The 21,707-nt window shown below is 55.3% G+C and carries 21 protein-coding genes; 6 read left to right on the plus strand and 15 right to left on the minus strand.

What is annotated here, in order from left to right; all coding sequences use genetic code 11:
- Positions 1–32: 32 nt before the first annotated feature.
- Positions 33–545, minus strand: coding sequence for a GNAT family N-acetyltransferase (locus tag SIB88_RS11530; RefSeq protein WP_412558119.1), 513 nt, complete (start codon positions 543–545; stop codon positions 33–35).
- A 99-nt stretch (positions 546–644) separates the two neighbouring features.
- Here SIB88_RS11530 and SIB88_RS11535 point away from each other — a divergent pair, with 99 nt between their 5' ends.
- Entirely contained in the window at positions 645–1,877 is a 1,233-nt protein-coding gene (locus SIB88_RS11535) for an alpha/beta fold hydrolase (protein ID WP_412558120.1), read from the plus strand.
- Positions 1,878–1,947: 70 nt separating this feature from the next.
- On the opposite strand, the gene SIB88_RS11540 is transcribed toward SIB88_RS11535, so the two are convergent.
- From SIB88_RS11540 to SIB88_RS11585, 10 genes are all read right to left on the minus strand, one after another.
- Positions 1,948–2,295, minus strand: coding sequence for a RidA family protein (locus SIB88_RS11540; RefSeq protein ID WP_068517389.1), 348 nt, complete (start codon positions 2,293–2,295; stop codon positions 1,948–1,950).
- 42 nt (positions 2,296–2,337) lie between these two features.
- Complete coding sequence (locus tag SIB88_RS11545; RefSeq protein WP_412558121.1) at positions 2,338–3,624, minus strand: M20 family metallopeptidase; 1,287 nt, start codon at positions 3,622–3,624, stop codon at positions 2,338–2,340.
- A 48-nt stretch (positions 3,625–3,672) separates the two neighbouring features.
- Positions 3,673–4,818 carry an NAD(P)/FAD-dependent oxidoreductase gene (locus SIB88_RS11550; RefSeq protein ID WP_412558122.1) on the minus strand — a complete coding sequence of 382 codons (1,146 nt, stop codon included), beginning with the start codon at positions 4,816–4,818 and terminating at the stop codon, positions 3,673–3,675.
- On the minus strand, positions 4,815–5,873 hold the full coding sequence (locus SIB88_RS11555; RefSeq protein WP_412558123.1) for a histone deacetylase family protein: 1,059 nt from the start codon (positions 5,871–5,873) through the stop codon (positions 4,815–4,817). Before SIB88_RS11555 ends, SIB88_RS11550 begins: the two co-directional genes overlap by 4 nt.
- A gap of 68 nt (positions 5,874–5,941) precedes the next feature.
- Positions 5,942–6,871: a 3-keto-5-aminohexanoate cleavage protein gene (locus SIB88_RS11560; protein ID WP_412558124.1), complete on the minus strand. Its 930-nt coding sequence runs from the start codon at positions 6,869–6,871 to the stop codon at positions 5,942–5,944.
- The gene (locus SIB88_RS11565) at positions 6,868–8,244 is read right to left on the minus strand and encodes an aspartate aminotransferase family protein (protein WP_412558125.1); all 1,377 of its coding nucleotides are present in this window, start codon (positions 8,242–8,244) and stop codon (positions 6,868–6,870) included. The genes SIB88_RS11560 and SIB88_RS11565 overlap by 4 nt, the downstream gene beginning before the upstream one ends.
- A 35-nt stretch (positions 8,245–8,279) precedes the next feature.
- Positions 8,280–9,377, minus strand: coding sequence for an ABC transporter ATP-binding protein (locus tag SIB88_RS11570; protein WP_412558126.1), 1,098 nt, complete (start codon positions 9,375–9,377; stop codon positions 8,280–8,282).
- Between the two features lie 107 nt (positions 9,378–9,484).
- The gene (locus tag SIB88_RS11575) at positions 9,485–10,639 is read right to left on the minus strand and encodes an ABC transporter substrate-binding protein (RefSeq protein ID WP_101246351.1); all 1,155 of its coding nucleotides are present in this window, start codon (positions 10,637–10,639) and stop codon (positions 9,485–9,487) included.
- A gap of 109 nt (positions 10,640–10,748) precedes the next feature.
- Positions 10,749–11,564, minus strand: a complete 816-nt coding sequence (locus SIB88_RS11580) for an ABC transporter permease (RefSeq protein ID WP_101246350.1) — start codon at positions 11,562–11,564, stop codon at positions 10,749–10,751.
- A gap of 15 nt (positions 11,565–11,579) precedes the next feature.
- A complete protein-coding gene (locus SIB88_RS11585) occupies positions 11,580–12,452 on the minus strand; it encodes an ABC transporter permease (protein ID WP_101246349.1) in 873 nt (290 codons plus the stop codon).
- A 171-nt stretch (positions 12,453–12,623) separates the two neighbouring features.
- Between SIB88_RS11585 and SIB88_RS11590 the strand changes: the two genes are divergently transcribed.
- Positions 12,624–13,568 carry a LysR family transcriptional regulator gene (locus SIB88_RS11590; RefSeq protein ID WP_242512869.1) on the plus strand — a complete coding sequence of 315 codons (945 nt, stop codon included), beginning with the start codon at positions 12,624–12,626 and terminating at the stop codon, positions 13,566–13,568.
- A gap of 87 nt (positions 13,569–13,655) precedes the next feature.
- Positions 13,656–13,907, plus strand: coding sequence for a molybdopterin converting factor subunit 1 (gene moaD / locus SIB88_RS11595; RefSeq protein WP_068517396.1), 252 nt, complete (start codon positions 13,656–13,658; stop codon positions 13,905–13,907).
- 63 nt (positions 13,908–13,970) lie between these two features.
- Here the strand turns inward: moaD and choV are convergent, their stop codons facing one another.
- From choV to SIB88_RS11610, 3 genes are all read right to left on the minus strand, one after another.
- Positions 13,971–15,167 carry a choline ABC transporter ATP-binding protein gene (gene choV / locus SIB88_RS11600; RefSeq protein ID WP_068517397.1) on the minus strand — a complete coding sequence of 399 codons (1,197 nt, stop codon included), beginning with the start codon at positions 15,165–15,167 and terminating at the stop codon, positions 13,971–13,973.
- Positions 15,168–15,169: 2 nt separating this feature from the next.
- Positions 15,170–16,018, minus strand: a complete 849-nt coding sequence (choW, locus tag SIB88_RS11605) for a choline ABC transporter permease subunit (protein ID WP_412558127.1) — start codon at positions 16,016–16,018, stop codon at positions 15,170–15,172.
- 121 nt (positions 16,019–16,139) lie between these two features.
- Positions 16,140–17,099, minus strand: a complete 960-nt coding sequence (locus SIB88_RS11610; RefSeq protein WP_412558128.1) for a choline ABC transporter substrate-binding protein — start codon at positions 17,097–17,099, stop codon at positions 16,140–16,142.
- Between the two features lie 380 nt (positions 17,100–17,479).
- Between SIB88_RS11610 and betI the strand changes: the two genes are divergently transcribed.
- From betI to betA, 3 genes are all read left to right on the plus strand, one after another.
- Positions 17,480–18,070 (plus strand): choline-responsive transcriptional repressor BetI, encoded by a 591-nt coding sequence (gene betI, locus SIB88_RS11615; protein WP_068517399.1) that lies wholly within the window; start codon positions 17,480–17,482, stop codon positions 18,068–18,070.
- Positions 18,071–18,133: 63 nt separating this feature from the next.
- On the plus strand, positions 18,134–19,591 hold the full coding sequence (gene betB, locus SIB88_RS11620) for a betaine-aldehyde dehydrogenase (protein WP_412558129.1): 1,458 nt from the start codon (positions 18,134–18,136) through the stop codon (positions 19,589–19,591).
- Between the two features lie 60 nt (positions 19,592–19,651).
- On the plus strand, positions 19,652–21,334 hold the full coding sequence (gene betA / locus SIB88_RS11625; protein ID WP_412558130.1) for a choline dehydrogenase: 1,683 nt from the start codon (positions 19,652–19,654) through the stop codon (positions 21,332–21,334).
- A gap of 59 nt (positions 21,335–21,393) precedes the next feature.
- Here betA and SIB88_RS11630 read toward each other — a convergent pair whose 3' ends face one another.
- A complete protein-coding gene (locus SIB88_RS11630) occupies positions 21,394–21,636 on the minus strand; it encodes a hypothetical protein (RefSeq protein WP_250283763.1) in 243 nt (80 codons plus the stop codon).
- Between the last annotated feature and the right edge of the window lie 71 nt (positions 21,637–21,707).

Here is a 21,707-nt window from a genome sequence, read left to right on the forward strand (position 1 = left end):
CGCAGTCATCGATGCGGGGTTTTCTTTTGGGCCTATGGGCGGGTTGCCATATAAAGTCGGCACATCTCGCCCGACAGATTGACATCCTGATCACGCAGGAATGTCAGGCCAAGCTTTTCCAGCATGTGAATGGATGGGCCGTTGTCAGGCAGGCAATACCCGTAAACCTTGTCAAAGCCATAGACGTTCCAGCCATGATCAAGCAGGGCGGAACAAACTTCGTAGGCATATCCCTTGCCCTGGTGGGCCTCGGTCACGGCATAGCCGATATCAGGCGCATCAAGAGTATCGCGTTTGACGAAACCGATCAGTCCAATCGGGCTTTGTGTATCCTTTTCAACGGCAACACACATTCCAAATCCCAGCTTTTCATAATTCTCGCGAAAGCGCAGATCGATGTAATCGCGCGCAGCCGCAAGATCATGGATATTGCGATCGCCGATGAACCGGATCCAGCCCGGTTCGTTCAGTAGTTGCAGAATGAACGGGGCATCGTCATGGTTGGCTTCGCGCAGGATGGTGCGCTGTGTTTCAAGAATGGTCATGATGTGGGGCGCTTGTTATGGTGGAAACTGTCGATCAAAACTGTAGCGTGAATTCCATGTAATCAAAGCCGTTTTTCGTTTGCAAACGCGGAGGAATCAATGCCGGTCAAGCCCATCAAACTGACATTCGAAGGTGCCCATGGCGCGCAACTGGCCGCAAGGCTGGATTTGCCGGTCGGGCCGGTGCGGGCCTATGCGCTGTTTGCCCATTGCTTTACCTGCAGCAAGGATTTGACTGCGGCGCGTAAAATTGCCCAGTCCCTGACCTTGCAGGGGATCGGCGTTTTGCGATTTGATTTTACCGGGCTTGGTGGATCGGGCGGGGATTTTTCATCGACCAATTTTACATCGAACCTTGAAGATTTGCGACGTGCAGCGGATTTCATGCGTCATGAATTTGCCGCGCCCAAACTTTTGATCGGCCATTCGCTGGGCGGGGCGGCGGTTCTTGCCGTGGCCGATAGCGTGCCCGAGGCAACGGCAATTGCCACCATCGGTGCCCCGGCCGATGTCGAACATGTTACCCATAATTTTGACGATTACCTTGCCGATATCGACCGCGACGGGCAGGCGGAAGTATCACTTGGCGGGCGTCCCTTTGTGATCAAGCGGCAGTTTGTCGATGATCTGCGCAATCACAGCATCGAAAAATCGGTGGCCAGGCTGCACAAGGCGTTGCTGGTTTTGCATGCGCCGATGGATCAGACGGTGGGGATTGAAAATGCCGGGCGGATTTATGATGCGGCCAAACATCCCAAAAGCTTTGTCTCGCTTGATGATGCGGACCATTTGCTGCGCAATCCCGATGATGCCCAATATGTGGCAACGGTAATTGCCGCATGGGCGACGCGTTATATTCCAAAAGCCTTGGAAGACATTCCGGAACCAGCCGAAGGCGTGGTGGTGCGCGAAACCGGTCTTGGCAAATTCCAGTCGATGGTCATTGCCGGGCACCATCGCATGATTGCCGATGAGCCGGAAAATGTCGGCGGGTTTGACAGCGGTCCGTCACCCTATGATTTTCTTGCGGCTGGGCTTGGGGCCTGCACGGTCATGACGCTTCGCATGTATGCCGATCACAAACAAATACCGGTTGATGGCATCCGGGTCGAAATCCGCCATCAGAAAGTTCACGTGGATGATTGCGCCGAATGTGCGTCGGAAAAAATCGGCAAGTCCGGCAAGATTGACCGGTTTGAACGTCTGATCACCCTGCATGGTGATTTTACCGATGACGTGCGCAAACGGCTGCTTGAAATCGCGGATAAATGCCCGGTCCACCGGACACTAGAAGCCAGTTCCGTGATTGTGACCCGGGAACACGGGGCCTGACCCGAAGCATCCCAAACAAAAAGCCCGGCATATGGGGATATGCCGGGCTTTTGTGTTCGGATCGATCCGATTACGGTTTTGCCGCAACCACGATGAATTCGACAAGGTATTCCGGGGTGGCAAGCTTTGCCTCGCCGCATGCACGCGCCGGGGTGTGGCCCTGCGGTACCCATGCATCCCAGATTTCGTTCATGGCAGCGAAGTCTTTCATGTCAGCCAGCCAGATGGTGGTCGACAGGATGTTTTCCTTGCTCGAACCGCATTCGGCCAGAAGCGCGTCAACCTTTGCCAGGCATTCTTTGGTCTGGTTGGTCACGTCGCTTTTGGGATCGCCAACCTGGCCTGCAAGATAGATGGTGTTGCCGTGAACAACGGCCTGGCTCATACGCGGGCCGGTGTGGAAACGTTGAACGCTCATGAAGCTCTCCTTTGGTGACAAAATTGAATAATTTATTCGGGTTTAGCTATCACGCTTTTGCACACCGCACCAGTCTGCAATGAACAGCGCAAGGACCTCGGTGACTTCCATCATCGATGCGATTGAAACCCGTTCATCAATGCCGTGAATCCGTTCGGCCTTGGGCCCGTAACAGGTGGCCGGGATATTGCCGTAAATCTGGAAGAAACGCGCATCCGTGGTCGCGGTCGAGGCATAGTTTTTAATCGCGTCTCCGGTCACTTCCTGATGGATATCGCCAATCATCGTCATCATTGGATGATTGGTATCCATCTCGCATCCTTCGGCCTGAAAACCGCGATAGGTGATGTCGATCTTTGCACCCTTGCAGGCCGGATGATTATCAAGCGCGCTTTGCCTGACCATCTCGATGGTTTCGCGTACTTTTGCAAGCTCCATCCCCGGATAGAAACCGACACGGATATCGGCCGTACATACCGGCGGCACGGTCGATGCCCATTCACCGCCTTCGATCTTGCCGAGGTTGAAGTTCACGGGGTGAACATGCGCCCCGTATGCACAATGCCGGTCGGTCGGATGGTTCCAGATATCCTCGACTTCTTTGAGAACTTCAAAAAAGCCAAAGGCCGCCTCAATCGCGTTGCTTCCGGCCGAGGTGTTGAGAACGTGCGCCGGGCTTCCCGAAACATGGATCTGGAACCACATCACGCCAAGCTGTGCGGTCATAAGCGTCTGGTTGAACGGTTCGGGAATGATCGCGCAATCGGCACGATACCCGGCATGCAGACAGGCAAGGGCACCATTGCCGGTGCATTCTTCCTCGATCACCGATTGCAGGATGACCGGGGCGGTGGGTTCAAGCCCGATATCATGAAGTGCCCGAAGGGCATGGCAATAGGCAATGATACCGGCCTTCATGTCACCGGCACCGCGCCCGTAAAGCCAGTCACCATCGACATGCGGATCAAACGGACCACGCCGCCATTGATCAACCGGTCCGGTCGGCACAACATCCATATGCCCGTTCAGGATCAGGCTGCGACCGGTCGGATTTTTTGGGCGGTGCAAGCCGACAACATTTTCCCGCCCGTCATAATCATCAATCACTGGCGGGGAAAAGCCCGGCTGATCGCGCAATGCGTCGATGTCGATCGTCACGCGTTCAACATCCAGGCCCATTTTGGCAAACTGATCGGCGATCCAGTCTTGCGCCGATGCTTCATTGCCCAAAAGACTGTCATGACGCACCAATGCGCAAAGATCATCAATCGCCTGTGATGTGCGGTCGGCCACCGCCTTGCGAAGGGCGGCGCGATCAAAACCGGTCATGCTGTTTTCTCCATCAGGCAGGGGGCTTTCATCCCTGCCGGTATTTGATCATTTGCCAGATGCAAGTGTCGGGCGGCTTGCCGACAGGGCATCTTCGCTTACGCCAAGCTTTTCCATATGGGCCGGAATGCCGTTGCCACAGATCAGGCTTGCGGCATATTCACCCATGGCGGGGGCTGTCTGAATGCCATAGCCACCCTGGCCGGCCAGCCAATAGAAGCTGTCATCTTGCGGATCAAAGCTTGAAACAGGATCGCCATCGGCAAAGAAGCTGCGCAACCCGGCCCAGGATTCACCCGGGCGACGGACCACAACGCTGGTCGCGGTCATCAGACGGTCAATCGCAATGGCGATATCAAGTTCTTCGGGCTGGACATCATGGGGTTCGGTCGGGGTTTTATCGGCGGGCGATACCAGCAACCGGCCTGCGTCTTCCTTGAAATACAGGCTTTCATCAAGGGCCGCGACCATTGGAAGACTATGAATATCCATGCCATCGGGTGCATCCACCATCACGGCAGTCCGGCGTTTTGGCACAATGCCAAGCGGTTTGACACCGGCCTTGCTGGCGATGTCATCGGCCCAGGCACCTGCGGCATTCACAAGGATTGCACCGCTATGAACGTCGCCATTGGCAAGGGTGACCTGCCAATTGTCACCGGCTTTGGCAATCGCACTGACATCGGCCTTGATGACAAGGTTGCCACCCACGGCCTTGAACTGACGGATAAAGCCCCAGTGAAGGGCATGAACATCAATGTCCATCGCATCGGGTTCATGCGCACCCTTGGCGATCAGATCGGTATTGAGGATCGGTACGATTTCCTTAAGCGCATCCGGGGTCAGTTCGGTGAAGTTCGCGCCGTTCGCCCGGCCTTCGGAAATCAGCGCATCAAGTTCGGCTTCTTCGCCCGGACCGGCATACATGATGATTCCGCGCGGGGTCAGGATCGGGTTTTCGGTAAAGCCGGCTGGCGGGTTCAAAAAGAAATCGCGACTTGCCGTCGACATCTTGCGGATGATTTTCGGGCCATAGGTTTCGCTATAAAGGGCGGCGGACCGTCCGGTGCTGTGATAGCCCGGCTGATCTTCGCGCTCCAGAACGGTGACGGATTTTCCCGCCTTGGCCAGAAAATATGCGGCCGACATACCGGCGATGCCGCCGCCAATAATCAGGATGTCTGAATGGGTCATTTGGGGCCTTCTGATATCGAAATGTTTTTGTTGGTGGCGCCAAAGGCGCTTAGAAACTGATACAGGTTTTCCGCCAGCGTGACGCTAACATAACCACCTTCCTGCACTATCACGGTTGGGCAGGTAAGGGTGCCAATTTTTTCACCGATCCTGGAAAAACCATCCGGGCTGACAGCAAGGCCGCCAAACGGATCATCGCGCGATGCATCAAGACCAAGTGCGACCACCACCGCATCGGCCCTGAATTCGTCAATCGCTGCCATCGCCCGGTCAAGTGCGGCAAGGAACACGTCATCGCCACTGCCCAGTGCCAATGGATAGTTCTTGTTAAAACCAACCCCGTCCTTTGCCCCGATTTCTTCGGCATTGCCCCAGAAGAACGGATAAAAATCCATCGGGTCGGCATGGATCGAAAGGGTCAGCACATCGGACCGTTCATAGAAAATATGCTGGGTGCCGTTGCCATGATGCAGATCGACATCAAGGATTGCCACGCGGTCATGTTTTTTGCGCAATTCCTGTGCGGCAATCGCACTGTTATTCAGATAACAGAACCCGCCGGCAAGGTTGGAACTGGCGTGATGTCCGGGCGGACGACACAGCGCATAGGCCGATTGTGCACCGCCATCACGTACATAACGGGCGGCTGAAATCGCGGTTTGCGCACTGGCATAGGCCGATTGCCACGTGGTTTCCGATATCGGGCAGGATGTATCGCCCAGATGAAAACCGGCCTTGCCGGCATGATGACGCGGGTAGGGGCCATTACGATCAAACGGGTGAATGTTGGGGATCACCAGCTCCGACCCGCCCGCAGCAATCCATTCCGGGTAAATGGTTTGCAGGAAATCCAGATATTGATTGTTGTGAATGGCGGCAATCGGGGCCATACCGGCATCTGATGGTGCACAGACCTCAAGCCCCAGCCGCGCAATTGCCGTATGCAGGATTTCGGCGCGTTCGGGGACTTCCGGGATCGGCTTTTTCTCGCCCGCGACAATGAATGTCTTGCCGTGGTGGCGTAACTGATCGTCTGAGAAATAGGCACGCATCATCGCTGCCGCCTTTCACTGTTACGTGGATAAACGGTTGTCGTATCAACTGGTTCGTCGTTTCTGGCGGGCTAAAAGGCGACCTTGTCAGCCCCTTTAAGCCCCAAAATCGCACGCGCCTCGTCCGGTGTTGCGATTTCAAGAGACAACCCGTCCAGGATTTCGCGGATTTTGCGAACCTGTGATGCGTTGTCCGGCGCAAGTTCGCCCTTGCGCAGATAAAGATTGTCTTCAAGTCCGACCCGGACATTGCCACCCATCGCGGCTGCCATGCTGGCAAGTGGCATCTGATGACGACCGGCCCCCAGAACCGAGAACTGGTATTGATCACCAAACAACTTGTCAGCGGTGCGTTTCAGATGGGCAAGGTTATCGGGATCAGCCCCGATCCCGCCCAGAACACCCAGCACAAACTGGATAAAGATCGGGCCCTTGATCAGGCCACGGTCAACGAAATGGGCAAGGGTATAAAGATGACCGACGTCATAGCATTCAAATTCGAACCGCGTGCCGTTGGCTTCGCCAAGATCGGCCAGAATTGTCTCGATGTCGGAAAACGTATTTTTGAAAACAAAGTCGCGGCTGCTTTCAAGAAATTCCGGTTCCCAGTCATGTTTCCATTCGCTGCGTCCCGCAAGGGCCGGGAACAGGCCGAAATTCATCGTCCCCATATTGAGCGACGCCATTTCCGGTGATGCATGGGTGGCGGCACGAATGCGGTCCTTGACCGTCATGGTCATGCCACCGCCGGTCGAGATATTGATCACCGCATCGGTCGCGGCCTTGATCTTGGGCAGGAAATCCATGAACAGGTCGGGATCCGGGCTTGGAAAGCCGGTCTTGGGATCACGGGCATGCAGATGCAGGATCGATGCACCGGCATTGGCCGCATCAATCGCGTGCCTGGCGATTTCATCCGGGGTGATGGGCAAATGCGGGCTCATGGACGGGGTATGAACCGATCCGGTAACCGCACAGGTGATGATAACTTTCCGGCTCATGAAAAGGCTCCGGCGACGAGAAGTTCATCCTGAAGTTCGGCAAGGGCGGCACGCAATGGCACCATAATGTCGTCGAACTGTTCGGGCTTGATGGTCATGGGCGGGCAGACCATCACGTGATCGCCGCGATATCCGCCGCGTGTACGGCGCCAGTAAATGATCAATCCCTTGTCATAGGCGATATCGACCAGTCGGGCGGCCGCCATATGTTTGGGATCAAGCGGTTCCATGGATTTGCGATCCTTGACCAGCTCAACCGCAAGCAACAAGCCCTTGCCGCGTACATCGCCGATCATGGTGAATTCATCTGACAGCTTGGAAAGTTCGGCTTTCAAGGACGCACCGCTTGTTGCGGCATTTTCAAGAAGGCTGTCTTCGTCAATCACATCAAGAACCGCATTCCCCGCCGCACAGGCAAGCGGGTTCCCGGCATAGGTATAGCCATGGATGAACCCGCCATGATCAAGAACCGGGCCGACGATACGATCGGGCGCAATCATCGCGCCAAGCGGCGCATAACCCGCGGCCAAACCCTTGGAAACGGCAAGGATGTCGGGCGTGATGCCCCAATGTTCGCAGGCAAAATATTTCCCGGTACGACCGGCCCCTGTCATGACCTCGTCATAGATCAGAAGAATACCGTATTGATCGCAAATCTCGCGGATGCGCCCATAATAGCTGTCCGGGGCAACCAGCGCCCCGGTGGCGGCCCCGCCAACCGGTTCCATGATGAAACCAAGAACGGTTTCCGGGCCCTGTTTGATGATCTCGGCTTCGAGCATATTGGCGTATTTGATGCCGCGATCATGATCGGACAGATCATCACGATCCAGATAACAGGTCGGGGCGGGGATTTTGGGTTGATCGACCATCATCGGCGCGAACGGCGCATGCATCGGCGTATAGCCGGTCAGTGCAAGCGCGCCGAGTGTGGAGCCATGATAGCTTGGGAACCGTGAAATGACTTTGGTGCGCTGGGGTTCGCCCTTGGCCAGTGCGTATTGGCGGGCAAGCTTGATGCAGCTTTCAACCGCCTCGGACCCGCCCGAAACAAAGAACACCCGTTCAAGATCGCCCGGTGCACGTTCGGCCAACCGCCAGGCAAGGTTTTCGGCCGCGTCATTTTCAAAATGCAGGCGATAGGCGAAACTTGCCTTTTCAAGCTGTGCATTCATTGCGGCAATCACGCGCGGGTCACTATGGCCGATATTGCTGACCATCGCCCCGCTGGACGCATCGATATAGCGTTTGCCATCGACGTCCCACATATAAACGCCTTCTGCGCGGTCAATCAGCGGGCGGCGCGACCGGCTTTGATAAAACAGGCGGGATTCCCGGTTATGACCGACCGGATTTTTCATATCATGCGTCATTTATGGTGGCTCTCCTGAACCGGTATCAGCGATCCTTAATCCTGATGACCGGGCAACAACACACAATTACGTGCCGCGATATGCATAAAGATATCGGCACCTTCCTGATGGGGGCGGGCATCAATCGGATTGATCACCTGCCAGTCGCGGCCATTGGCCGTAACGAAATATCGGGCCTGCTGGCCAAGATAATCGACTGTCTTGATCTTGCCGGGAATGGCGATGCTGCCATCCTTGGCGCTGTTTTGATCTGACAGTTCAATCTTTTCCGCACGGATGACCGCACGGACATCCTTTGATCCGTTGGCCTTGACGGTTTGTTCCGCTGTGGTCAAAAGCGTTTCACCACTTTGCAGATTAACACTGGTAAAGGCCGCATCCGGGCTGCCAAGGTTTGCGGCAATAATGTTGGAATGTCCCAGGAAGTCGGCAACGAATGCGGATGCCGGATTGTTATAAACATCTTCCGGGGCGCCTTCCTGTTCGACGATGCCGTTATTCATCACCACCAGCTTGTCAGACATGGCAAGGGCCTCTGACTGGTCATGGGTGACAAAGACGGTCGCAACGCCCAGTTCGCGTTGAATGCGTTTAAGCTCGACCCGCATTTCTTCGCGCAGGTTCGCATCAAGGGCGGATAGCGGTTCATCAAGCAACAGCACATCGGGTTCGATCACAATCGCACGCGCAAGCGCAATACGCTGTTGCTGGCCGCCGGAAAGCTGATTGGGATAACGGTCCGCGACATGGGGAAGCTGCACCAGTTCAAGCGCGTCGGTTACTTTTTTGGCAATGTCGGCCTTGGCGACTTTGCGGTATTTCAGGCCAAAGGCGATATTGTCGAAAATCGTCTTGTGCGGAAACAGGGCGTAGTTCTGAAACACAAGGCCAAGATTGCGCTTATGGATCGGAAGACTGTTGACCCGTTTGCCCCGGATCAACAAATCACCCTCGGTAACGTCGGTCAGACCTGCAATCATGCGCAAGGTTGTCGTCTTGCCACAGCCCGACGGGCCAAGGAAGGTGACAAAGCTGTTATCAGGTACGGTCAGATCCATGCGTTTGACCGCGGTGAATTCCCCGTAACGTTTCACGACATTTTGCAGTTCAACAGCGTTGGTTGTGTCTGCCATTGTTAGATACCCTGTCAGAATAAATGTGCCTGCCGCCATTGCGGGGCAGATGTGTCCTGGCCGGTTGTGCGAAGGCCAGGACACAGGTTCAGGTGTGCTATCGGGCCTTAATAGCCGCGCTGCACACGAGAGAAGGTTTTCGACCAGTCCGCTTCGTTTTCGTTCCAGTATGCCGGATCAAAGAAGCTAAGCGATGCAAGCGTGCCTTTCGGGTCGAACGCTGGCAGGGTCGGGATGATTTTGCCAAGATCGACCTTGTTCGGGTCAAGGGCCGGCGGGTAGCTCTGACCTTCGGCAACTGCAATCGCGACTTCCGGTTCAAGCATGAAGTTCAGAAGTTCTTCACAGGCGGCCATCGGGCTGCCGCGCAGCACAAACAGACATTCCTGCCAGCCAAGACCACCAGCCGGATCAAGATAACCGATGTCATGGCCCTGATCCTGAAGCGCCTTGATGCGGCCCGACCAGCCTTCGGTGACATAGATTTCTTCTTCGGCCAGAAGGCTCATCAGTTCTGCGCCCGAACTCCAGTATTTAAGGGCCAGATCACGGTGCGAACGGATCATGTCCCAAACCGCATCGATATCCTTGATATTGTTCGGGTCCTGATCGGACTGAAGCGCGCCGTACCAGATGCGGGTTTTCCATTCGCCCCAACCGCCGATCTTGCCTTTATAGGCTTCATCGACCATCAGCTTGGCACCCTTGGCCTTGGCTTCATCGTCGCTGATATATTTGCGGTTATAGGCAATGCCCGTGGTGCCGTAATCATACGGAACCGCCGAAAGCGTGCCGCCACTGATCTTGCGCAGCGGATCAATCAGGGTCGGGATCACGTTTTTAAGGTTCGGGATATTGGCTTCGTTCAATTCCGAAGTCAGTTCCAGACCGTGATAGCGCGCATAGTCAAACACACCCGACAGGTGAGCAAGGTTGAACTCGCCCGGCTGGCCGGCCTTGACGCGTGCGATATATTCATCGGCCCCGCCAAAGGTGCCGGAAATGACCTTGATGCCGGTTTTCTGGGTATAGGGCGCGAAGGCATATTTTTCGAATGCCTCGGAAACAACGCCGCCCCAACCGTCAAAGCGGACCTGTTCCGGGGTGGCGGCGCGCGCATTTTTGGCAAGCATGCCCATCGGGCCACCGGTGACACCGGCAACAACACCGGCTGCGCCAAGGGCGGTCAGGAATGTGCGGCGGCTGATATCGCCGTCACGGTAACGATTAAGCAGGCGTTCATAGCGTTTCGTATCGTCCATTTAAGGCCTCCTGATAAAACAATTTGTTCCGTTATCGGTTTTGTTCTTGGTCGTTGGTCTTTTGGTCTTGTTGTTGGTTTTGGCGGTTACCCGCGATATTCGAAATCCACTAGGCAGTCTGTGTCTTGCGGTTTGATGCCCGAAGCTTGCGTGCGGACATCACCCGCGCAATCGATGCGGCAATCAGCGGAAGGGCGATGGTAAAGATCACCATGACCGCACCAAGCGCGTTGATTTCCGGGCTGATGGAATTGCGCAGCATGGCAAAAATCTGGGTCGGGACTGTTTCCACACCGCCCGGTTTCCAGAACAGGGTGCCGGTGATGTCATCAAAGGAAATCGTAAAGGAAAACAGCATCCCGGCCATCACCGCCGGCAGCATCAGCGGCAGGGTGATTTCAAAGAATGTCTGAACCGGGGTAGCTCCCAGGCTCATGGCGGCTTCTTCTACGTCGCGGCGGATCGATACCAGGCGGGCCTGAACCACAAGCACCACAAAGGGCAGGGTAAACACAACATGCCCCATCAGAAGCAGGCCAAAGCTTTTGGGCATGGAAAGCGCCTGAAGGAACAACAGCAACGCAACCGCAAGAACCACTTCCGGGATCAGGATCGGCGCAACCAGCAAGGTCGAGATCGTCCGTTTCCCGGGGAAGTCATAGCGCACCATGGCAAGGGCCGCCATGGTGCCAAGCGTTGTTGACACCGCACTGGTCAAAAGGCCCAGCAACAGGGACGTTTTGAACGCCCTTACGATGGCATCATTGTTCCAAAGCGCTTCGAACCAGCGCAGTGAAAACCCTTCGATCGGAAATCCGCCAAACTGATTGGCGTTGAATGCCAGAAGGATCACCACGGCAACAGGGGCGAACAGGAACAGATAAACAAGGATCGTGGCAATACGGATCATCGACCAGCCGGACATTGTCATATACCTCCCTTACTTGAAGCTCTTGGCGATCTGATCGATGCCGAGATAGCGGGTGTAAATGACGACCAGCGCGCCCAGAAGGGCCAGCAGGACGAGTGAAAGTGCCGATCCAAGCGGCCAGTTCAACTGGGTGACGATTGCTTCAAACACCAGATTGGCGAACATCGCATCGCGTGGGCCGCCCAGAACAATCGGGGTGATATAGGTGCCCGCCGCCAGCACAAAGCACAGAAGCGATCCCGCAGCCAGACCGGGAAGCGAGAGTGGCAAGGTGACTTCGCGAAAGGCCTGAAATCCGGTGCAGCCAAGGCTTTGGGCCGCTTCGGTCAGGTTCTTGTCAATGCCATCAAGGCTGACATAGACATTCAGGATCATGAAAGGCAGCAGATAATGCACCAGACCCAGAACAACCGTGGTCTGGTTATAAAGCATCTGGATCGGTTCATCGATGATGCCAATTGACAGCATCACGGTATTAAGCGCGCCCGACGTGCCCAGAATATTGATCCATGACATGGTGCGGATGATGTAGCTGATCCAGAATGGCAGCATCAGCATCAAAAGCAGAAACGCCTTTGATTTCATCGGTGTGTTGGCCACGAAATAGGCCGGGATATACCCAACCAGGGCACAGATCACCGTGGTGTAAAAGGCAATGGCAAAGGTTTGAAACAGAATATCGCGATAGAACCGGTCGCCAAGGACCTCGATCCAGTTATCAAGATAAAAGCCGACCTGATCGGCTCCGGTCGCCGTGCGCAACCAGAACGAATAGACGACGATAAACAGCATCGGGATGATCAAAAGCAGCCCGACTGTTGCCAGTGATGGCGATAACAGCATCCAGGGTGCGCGACGCGCCCCGGCGATATCTGCGGCCATTTATGCCTCCCGTTATTGTGCTCCGGCGATGCCGTGCGCGGTTATTTGGCCGTTGAAATATTTTCTGGAACCATTTCACCCCAGACTTGCGCATAGCGCAAATAGATAAGTAGAATAGATCCCATAGCCAATAACTATGGTATGGCTGGCCATACCGGTCCGGGGGATGAAATGAACGAATTGATGCGCCGCCAGTTTGACTGGAACCTGTTGCACACATTCACCGTCATTGTCGAAGAACGCTCGATAACCGGGGCGGCCAACCGGCTTTTATTGCGCCAGCCCAGTGTCAGTAACGCCCTGAAACGGCTTGAAGATCAAATCGGTGCGCGCCTGATTGACCGCGAACGCGGGCGGTTTGAAGTCACCGAGCAGGGCTTGGCGCTTTATCATGAATGCCGGGAAATTTGCGGGGCGATCGGGCGATTGTCCGATGTGATGTCTGATAGCGGCAATCAATTGACCGGGCATCTGCATTTGTGGCTGGCCAGTCATGTGGTGTTTCCGCCTCTTGATGATGCGCTGTTTGATTTCAACCGGTCCCATCCCGAAGTGACCTATGAAATCAATGTCGCGACCTCGATGCATGTGATTGATCAGGTGCTTTCACAACAGGCAAGTTTTGGCATCTGTCTGGTCAAGGAACAGCATCCGAGGCTTGAATATCGCAGGCTGTACCGCGAACATTTTGGTTTTTTCTGTGGGCCGACCCATCACTTGTTCGGAAAAAGTGACCTGACGCTTGCCGATTTGCGCAGCGAAGCATTCGTCTCGTTTTCCACCGACCAGTTGACGGATGCGCTGGCCCCGGTGGCCATTCTGCGCGCCCAGCAGGGGATGAAGGGGAAGGTCGTTGCGGTAAGTCCCCATCTTGAAGAAGTCCGGCGTCTGATCAATGCGGGGCTTGGTATCGGGCCCCTGCCGATCCATGTGGTGCAAAACGCCACCGAACGCGGCCAGTTGTGGCGTTTACCCCCTTATGACGCGCCGCCTGCTATTGATATCTATCTTGTAACCAACCCGCGCATGTCGCTCAGCCGGGCAGAACGGTTTTTCATCGATAACCTGACCGCACGCCTTGAAAATGCGCCCGATGGATATTTTGTCTATCCCTGACGGGATCGTTCACGGCTTCGGGACTTGCGTCTTGGGGGCGATTGCGCAAGCATGGCGCCAAATTCAATATTGCCATCAGGAACACTTATGAAACTGGTCTATTTTTCGTGGGTCAAGGACCGCATCGGTTTTGGCGAAGAAGACATTGATCTGCCTGATCATGTCAAAACCGTTGACGGGCTTTTGGCCTGGCTTCCCGAACGTGGCGAAAATTTCGCCAATGCCCTTGCCGATCCCGCAATCATCCGTGTTGCGGTCGATCAGGAATATGCGACATCCGATGCTGACGTGACCAAAGCCCGCGAGATCGCGCTGTTTCCGCCGGTCACAGGCGGCTAATCATCATACAAAAAGGGCGCCGCAAATTTGCGACGCCCTTTTATCATCATACTATTTCTGACGTCAGTCCGCGACCGTTGCCGTCTGCGTCAGACTGTCAAAGAATTCCTTGCGGCCAAGCGTTCCGGAAATCTTGCCCTCGCGGGTCAGAATGACCGGGTTCTGGGTGATGGACCGCATATCAATCAGATCCTTAAGCAGCACCTCATCCTTGGCGACAAAGATGATCGTATTGTCAGTCGGATCCAGATCGGCCGGAAGGCTGCCGTCATAATTGATCAGCTTAAGCTCCCCGCGCGCACCATTGGTTGCGGCACGCACAACACCGTTTTCAAGGGTGATCCGGATGTTTTCATCTTCGATCTGAAGATCACCCGAACCGTTGCGCTGATCCTTGGCAACCCGCTGCATGATGGCGCGACCGCGCAGGATATTGACCGGGTTCATATGGGCGACAAAGTCGGCAACATATTCATTGGCCGGGCGCAATGCGATGTCTTCGGGGGTGCCATGCTGAACCACATAGCCGCCTTCCATGATCGCGATCGAATTGCCAAGTTTCATGGCTTCGTCAAGATCGTGACTGACAAACAGAATGGTCTTGTTGAGCTTTTCCTGAAGATCAAGCAACTCGTCCTGAAGCCGGTTACGGATCAGCGGATCCAGGGCCGAAAACGGTTCATCCATCAAAAGGATTGGTGCATCGGTCGCAAAGGCGCGGGCAAGGCCGACACGCTGCTGCATGCCACCGGACAATTCATGGGCATATTTGTCCGCCCATTCATCAAGCCCGACCAGTGCCAGTTTTTCATTGACGATGTCACGGCGTTCCTTGCTGCCCATACCGCGCAGCTCAAGCCCGAAGCCGACATTTTCCGCAACCGTACGCCATGGCAGCAGCCCGAATTGCTGAAACACCATGGCAACGCATTCACGGCGCAGCTTGCGCAATGTCGGGCCATCGCATTTGGTGACATCGGCCATCCAGTCGCCATCGCGCACCCGCAACGATCCGCGCGACACGGTGTTCAGTCCGTTCACACAGCGCAGAAGCGATGATTTGCCAGACCCCGAAAGCCCCATAAGAACGCAAATCTCGCCTTCGGGAACGTTGAAGCTGACATCGGCGACGCCAAGAACGTTGTTGGTTGCCTCGGCGATTTCAGCACGCGTTTTGCCTTCGTCCAGCAGTCTGAGCGATTCAGCCTGACGGTCGCCAAAGATCACATCAATATTATCGAATTCAACAGCATTGGTCATGATCACTGCCCCGTTGTTTCGGCGTTTTCGCGACGGCAAATGCGATCAAGCACAATGGCCAGAATCACAATTGCAAGGCCCGCTTCGAAACCCTGGGCGACATTCACGGTGTTAAGTGCGCGCACCACCGGTTTGCCAAGGCCGTCGGCACCGACCAGGGCTGCGATCACAACCATGGAAAGCGACAGCATGATGCATTGGGTCAGGCCCGCCATGATTGACGGCATCGCCGACGGCAATTCGACCTTGAACAGAAGCTGGCGCGGGGTGCAGCCGAAACTTTCACCGGCTTCAAGCAAGGCCTTGGGCGTGCTTGAAATACCCAGGTGGGTCAGGCGGATCGGGGCGGCGATGGCAAAGATCACGGTTGAAATCAGACCCGGAACAACCCCCAGACCAAACAGAATAAGGGTCGGGATCAGATACACGAACGTCGGGATCGTCTGCATCAGATCAAGAACCGGGCGCATCGCCTGATAAAGCCACGGCCGATGGGCCGATGCCACGCCAAGCGGCACGCCGATCACCATGCAGAACAGCGACGCATAAATCACCAGCGCCAGCGTCTCCATCGTTTCTTCCCAATAGCCCAGATTGACAATCAAAAGCAGGGACAGAACGGTAAAAGCCGTCAGCTTCCAGGATTTGTGCAAAACAGCCGCCAGGGCGCCAAAACCGGCAATAATCAATAGCGGCGGCAACCACACCAGAAAATCGATGGTGTTTTCAATAATGAATTCAAGAACATCCGAGATGGTATAAAAAACGAAATCAGCATGTTCGTTCAGACCATCCATCAAGGACGATATCCACTGTCCCAGCGGAATCTTTGTTTCCGTGAGCCATTCCATGGGAAAATTTCCGTTGTTTTCAAAGTAAATAAAGATGCGATACGCCCGCGCAAAGCCCATGCGGGGCGCGGGCGTATCAGCATTATAGCAAAATCGGGCAGGGCCCGGTCATTTGCCGGACTTAAAGGCCAAGTTCGCTTTTGAGCGCGGCCTTTGCATCGCCACCGTCAAAGGTGGTGACGCCGTCAAGCCATGCATAGGCCGCATCCGGATTGGCTTTGATCCAGGTTGCGGCTGCTTTTGCCGGGTCGGTGCCTTCGTTCAGGATCGCGTCCATGATTTCGTTTTCCATGGCGAGGCTGAATTTCAGGTTGGTGACGAATTTGCCGGCATTCGGGCAGTCGTCGGTGTAACCGGCACGCAGGTTGGTGTGAACCGTGGCACCGCCAAAGTTCGGGCCAAATACGTCATCGCCACCATCAAGATAGGCCATGTCGTATTTCGCGTTCATCGGATGGGGTTCCCAGCCAAGGAAGACGATGAACTGATCACGTGCGGACTTGCGTTTGACTTCGGCCAGCATGCCCTGTTCGGAGGATTCAACAAGTTCGAATTCGCCCAGACCGAACTGGTCGCCATCGATCATGTCCTGAATCAGGCGGTTGCCGTCATTACCCGGCTCGATGCCGTAAATTTCGCCATCAAGTTCGTCCTTGAATTTGGCGATGTCAGCGAAATCTTTCAGGCCTGCATCATAGGCATTCTTGCTGACCGCAAGGGTGTATTTCGCACCTTCAAGGTTGGCACCGGTCGAAACAACCGTTCCCTTGTCGAGATAGGGCTGAATGTCTGCTGCCATGGTCGGCATCCAGTTGCCAAGGAAGACATCCACGTCGCCATTGGCAAGGCTGGTATAGGTGACCGGAACAGACAGCAATTCGGTTTCTGCGTCATAGCCCAGTGCTTCAAGAATGACAGATGCGGTTGCCGTGGTGGCCGTAATGTCGGTCCAGCCAACATCGGAAAATGTCACGGTTTTGCAGGCTTCGCTATCGGCGGCCTTGGCGGATGCGGCACCCAGAAGGGTGGTGGCAATGATGGTGCTGCCAAGAAGGCGGCCGAAAGTGGAAAGTTTGGTCATGTTTCTGGTTCTCCCTTGTGTGGACCTAACGGTTACTAATGACTGCGAACAAGCGGTCATCAGACTCTCGGTTCCGGAGGCCAGACGAACATCAACGTAATGTAAAAGGTCGCTAACACTCGCCCAGAGCCACGCCATCAGGCTCCCTCGAACCTGTTGGTATGGACCGGAATAATCACAAAAACGGTCGCAATGCTGCGCAACAAGGGATCCTGTCCTTTGCTGAACGCGCCGCGAAAGACGACGTGTTTTTATTGATTGATTGTTCAATTAAAATACAGCATATTCGTCAGACGTCAATTGCGAAGGGTTAAAAACTGCATCGCAGCTTGTTGTGATCGTGCTTAACCCTTTGGATCGCTTTGAATTGGATGATGTGAATGCCCAAGGTTGGTATGCAGCCTGTGCGCCGCAGGCAGTTGATCGACGCGACGATTGAAACCATTCATCGTCACGGATTTGCCGATACGACAATTGCGCGTATCGCCAATGCGGCGGGTATGTCGTCGGGCATCATTTCGCATTATTTCGGCGGCAAGAACGCACTTCTCGAAGCCACCATGCGGTTTTTGATGCAGGAATTGCGCAAGGATTACCTGTCGCGCCTGGCCAAGGCAAAGACCCCGCATGAACGGCTCGAAGCGATCGTGAACACCAACTTCAACGAAGAACAGTTCACCCCGCAGGTCACTGTGGCGTGGTTGTCCTTCTGGGCACAGGTGCCGTTTTCAAAGGCACTGAGCCGTATCAACAATATCTATTTTCAGCGACTGGCGTCCAATCTGCGCCACGAGCTGCGCCAGCTGACGACTGTGCAGCGGGCAGATGAAATCGCGACTGCAATCGCGGCAATGATTGATGGCATCTGGGTGCGTTCCGGTCTGTCGGACGGACGTGCCGATGTCAAAGGGGCGCGCGAAATGGTGCTCGATATGATGCGCCTTTATCTGGCCAATTCGCCCGCGCGCTGAAGACAAGCAAACACACAAAGTTTTGGGCTGCCCGGATCCGGTGCGGCCCGCAGGAGTTTTGAAATGAGCCTTTACCAGATTCAGAATTTCATCAATGGCAAGAAAACCACCGGTTCCGGAGCCGAGATGGTGACCCTGAACCCGGCAACCAATACGGTTCTTGCCAAGGGGCATGAAAGCACGGCGGGTGACGTGGATGCCGCCGTAAAGGCTGCGCGCGCCGGGTTTGAAATCTGGAAAAATACCCCGGCTGCCGAACGGGCCCGCATTCTGTTCAAGGCCGCCCAGATTTTGCGTGATCGCAATGATGAACTGGCCTTGCTTGAAACCCGTGATACCGGTCGCGCCATCCAGGAAACCGAAATTGTCGATGTGATTTCCGGTGTCGAATGCCTGGAATATTTTGCCGGTGTCGCCGGAAGCCTTGCCGGGGAACATATCGATCTTGCCGGGAACTTTGCCTATACCCGGCGCGAGGCCGTTGGTGTTTGTGCTGCCATTGGTGCCTGGAACTATCCGATCCAGATCGCCTGCTGGAAGGCAGCACCGGCTTTGGCCTGTGGCAATGCGGTTGTCTACAAACCATCCGAAGTAACGCCGCTTTCGGCGATTGCGGTGGCAGAAGCCTTGCAGGAGGCCGGTCTTCCCGACGGGGTTTATAACGTTGTGCAGGGCGCACGCGAATGTGGTGCGTCGCTTGTCGAACATCCGGGGGTGGACAAGGTGTCGCTGACCGGTTCGGCGGCGACCGGGGCAAAGGTCGCATCGGTTGCGGCGGGCGGCATGAAGGCCGTGACCATGGAGCTTGGCGGCAAATCGCCGATGATCGTGTTTGAAGATGCCAATCTTGATAACGCGGTTTCCGGTGCGCAGATGGCGAATTTCTATTCGTCAGGTCAGATTTGCTCGAACGGGACGCGGGTTTTTGTCCATGAAAGCGTTGCCGATGCCTTCATTGAAAAACTGATCGCACGGTCGAAAAACCTTGTTCTTGGCGATCCGGAAAAACCGGAAACCCAGGTTGGCCCGATTGTGACCAAAACCCAGTTCGATCAGGTCATGTCCTATATCGAAAAGGGCAAGCAGGAAGGGGCAGCATGCGTTCTGGGTGGCCATGCTGTTTCCGATGGCATGCCCGAAGGCGGGCTTTTTGTTGCCCCGACGATCTTTACCGACTGCCGCGACGATATGTCCATCGTGCGCGAGGAAATCTTTGGTCCGGTCATGTCGGTCCTGACATTTAGTGACGAGGACGAAGTCATCAAGCGCGCCAACGATACCCAGTATGGCCTTGCTGCGGGCGTGTTCACCAAGGACCTGTCGCGTGGTCACCGCGTTGTTGCCCGCCTTGAGGCCGGTACCTGCTGGATCAACACCTATAACATCACGCCGATCGAAATGCCGTTTGGCGGGGTGAAGAAATCCGGTGTCGGACGTGAAAACGGCCGGGCGGCAATCGAACATTACACCCGTATCAAGTCGGTTTATGTCGAAACCGGCGATGTCGAGGCGCCTTATTGATCACCATCATTGTTGATGTGACGGGCTGCCCACACTGCTTGAAGAAACAAGGGATCAGATATGACGACCCCAACGACGACTGAAAAATTCGATTACGTGATTGTCGGTTCCGGTTCTGCCGGTGCCGTGCTTGCCAACCGGTTGACCGAAGATGCCGACGTCAAGGTGCTGGTGGTTGAAGCCGGACCCAAGGATCATTGGTGGGATTGGCGTATTCATATGCCGACCGCACTTTCCTATCCGATGCAGTCGGAAACCTATAACTGGGCCTATTGGACAACGCCGCAGCCCAACCTGAACAATCGCCGGATGGAAACCCCGCGCGGACGGGTGTTTGGCGGTTCAAGTTCGATCAATGGCATGGCCTATGTGCGCGGTCATGCGCTCGATTACAATCGTTGGGCCGAAGAAGACCCGGCGCTCAAGGATTGGGACTATGCGCGGTGTCTGCCCTATTTCCGCAAGGCCGATACCCGCAATGAAGACCCGGGCGGCGACGAGTATCACGGCAACGGGCCACTTCATGTGACCACCGGTGCGTGCCGGAACGATTTGCACAAAGCCTGGATCAAGGCCGGGCAACAGGCCGGATATGAATTCACCCCGGATCAGAACGGCTATCGCCAGGAAGGTCTGGGAACCATGGATATGACGGTCTATAAAGGCCGGCGCTGGTCCACGGCACGGGCCTATTTGCATCCGGCAATGAAACGCCCGAACCTGACCGTCTATCACAAGGCCTTTGCCCAAAGCATTGTTTTTGAAGGAAAACGTGCAATCGGGCTTGATTTCGTCCATCAGGGTGAACTCAAACGCGTACTTGTTGACCGTGAAGTCATCGTATCTGCCGGATCGATCAATTCCCCGAAACTTTTGATGCTGTCTGGTGTTGGTCCGGCGGCCCATCTGCGCGAACATGGCATTGATGTTGTCCATGATTTGCCAGGTGTTGGGGAGAACCTTCAGGATCATCTCGAACTTTATGTTCAGATGGAATGCACCAAGCCGATCAGCCTCAACAGCAAGCTTGATCCGTGGAGCAAATTCAAAATCGGTCTGGAATGGTATCTGTTCAAAACCGGTCTTGGTGCCACCAACCACTTTGAAGCAGGTGGCTTTATCCGGTCCAAAGCCGGTGTCAAACACCCCGATCTGCAATATCATTTCATGCCGGCGGCAATTAACTATAACGGGTCAAAGGCCGCTGAAAAGGATGGTTTCCAGGCCCATGTCGGACCGATGCGATCCAAGTCGCGCGGCACGGTGCGACTGGCATCAAGCGATCCCAAAGATCGCCCGATCATTGATCCGAACTATATGAGCCACCCGGAAGACTGGGAAGAAATGCGCGCATCGGTGCGTCTGACCCGCGAAATCTTTGGTCAGGAAGCCTTCGCCGATCTGCGCGGGGCGGAAATCGCACCGGGCAAGGATATCCAGACGGACGAGCAGATTGACGCCTGGGTCGCCGATCATGCCGAAAGTGCCTATCACCCGTCCTGTTCGTGCAAGATGGGCAGTGATGACATGTCCGTGGTCGACGAAAAGACCCGCGTGCATGGCATCGAAGGCCTTCGGGTGGTCGACAGTTCGATCATGCCGTCGATTGCCACGGGTAACCTGAATGCGCCGACGATCATGATCGGTGAAAAGGCTGCCGACATTATTCGCGGACGCGATCCGTTGCCGCCATCAAACGCACCGTTCTTTGTCCATCCCGAATGGGAAACAAAGCAACGTTAACAGCCATAACGTCAAAGCCCCTGATCATTGGTCAGGGGCTTTTTTTATCTGGTGCGATGTTATCGACGCCGTGATCTGGCACGGGGCAGGTCGCGCCGCTGGACCGGGCGGTCACCGTTGCCACCACCAACACCATCACGCAGTCTGTGGTGCAACCCCGCACCGATGGCGGTGCCGATCGCGCTGCCCATGGCTGTTCCCATTGCGATATATGGGGCATGGTTTCCGGTAACTGTGCCCAGAAAAATACCGGCAGTAGTACCCGAAAGCGTCCCGACAAGCAGGCAAATTGACATCGACATTACCGGATCATCCGCTGTGCAAAGGGTGAGATTAAGGGGCAATAATGCGCAAGCACGAACCGGTTTGCAAG

It is taken from the genome of Thalassospira sp. MIT121401 (assembly GCF_047125595.1).
Lineage (GTDB): Bacteria > Pseudomonadota > Alphaproteobacteria > Rhodospirillales > Thalassospiraceae > Thalassospira > Thalassospira povalilytica.

Coding starts and splice junctions, on each gene's coding strand:
- SIB88_RS11530 (WP_412558119.1), bottom strand. CDS start 545: ATGACCATTCTTGAAACACAGCGCACCATCCTGCGCGAAGCCAACCAT.
- SIB88_RS11535 (WP_412558120.1), top strand. CDS start 645: ATGCCGGTCAAGCCCATCAAACTGACATTCGAAGGTGCCCATGGCGCG.
- SIB88_RS11540 (WP_068517389.1), bottom strand. CDS start 2,295: ATGAGCGTTCAACGTTTCCACACCGGCCCGCGTATGAGCCAGGCCGTT.
- SIB88_RS11545 (WP_412558121.1), bottom strand. CDS start 3,624: ATGACCGGTTTTGATCGCGCCGCCCTTCGCAAGGCGGTGGCCGACCGC.
- SIB88_RS11550 (WP_412558122.1), bottom strand. CDS start 4,818: ATGACCCATTCAGACATCCTGATTATTGGCGGCGGCATCGCCGGTATG.
- SIB88_RS11555 (WP_412558123.1), bottom strand. CDS start 5,873: ATGATGCGTGCCTATTTCTCAGACGATCAGTTACGCCACCACGGCAAG.
- SIB88_RS11560 (WP_412558124.1), bottom strand. CDS start 6,871: ATGAGCCGGAAAGTTATCATCACCTGTGCGGTTACCGGATCGGTTCAT.
- SIB88_RS11565 (WP_412558125.1), bottom strand. CDS start 8,244: ATGACGCATGATATGAAAAATCCGGTCGGTCATAACCGGGAATCCCGC.
- SIB88_RS11570 (WP_412558126.1), bottom strand. CDS start 9,377: ATGGCAGACACAACCAACGCTGTTGAACTGCAAAATGTCGTGAAACGT.
- SIB88_RS11575 (WP_101246351.1), bottom strand. CDS start 10,639: ATGGACGATACGAAACGCTATGAACGCCTGCTTAATCGTTACCGTGAC.
- SIB88_RS11580 (WP_101246350.1), bottom strand. CDS start 11,564: ATGTCCGGCTGGTCGATGATCCGTATTGCCACGATCCTTGTTTATCTG.
- SIB88_RS11585 (WP_101246349.1), bottom strand. CDS start 12,452: ATGGCCGCAGATATCGCCGGGGCGCGTCGCGCACCCTGGATGCTGTTA.
- SIB88_RS11590 (WP_242512869.1), top strand. CDS start 12,624: ATGAACGAATTGATGCGCCGCCAGTTTGACTGGAACCTGTTGCACACA.
- moaD (WP_068517396.1), top strand. CDS start 13,656: ATGAAACTGGTCTATTTTTCGTGGGTCAAGGACCGCATCGGTTTTGGC.
- choV (WP_068517397.1), bottom strand. CDS start 15,167: ATGACCAATGCTGTTGAATTCGATAATATTGATGTGATCTTTGGCGAC.
- choW (WP_412558127.1), bottom strand. CDS start 16,018: ATGGAATGGCTCACGGAAACAAAGATTCCGCTGGGACAGTGGATATCG.
- SIB88_RS11610 (WP_412558128.1), bottom strand. CDS start 17,099: ATGACCAAACTTTCCACTTTCGGCCGCCTTCTTGGCAGCACCATCATT.
- betI (WP_068517399.1), top strand. CDS start 17,480: ATGCCCAAGGTTGGTATGCAGCCTGTGCGCCGCAGGCAGTTGATCGAC.
- betB (WP_412558129.1), top strand. CDS start 18,134: ATGAGCCTTTACCAGATTCAGAATTTCATCAATGGCAAGAAAACCACC.
- betA (WP_412558130.1), top strand. CDS start 19,652: ATGACGACCCCAACGACGACTGAAAAATTCGATTACGTGATTGTCGGT.
- SIB88_RS11630 (WP_250283763.1), bottom strand. CDS start 21,636: ATGTCGATGTCAATTTGCCTGCTTGTCGGGACGCTTTCGGGTACTACT.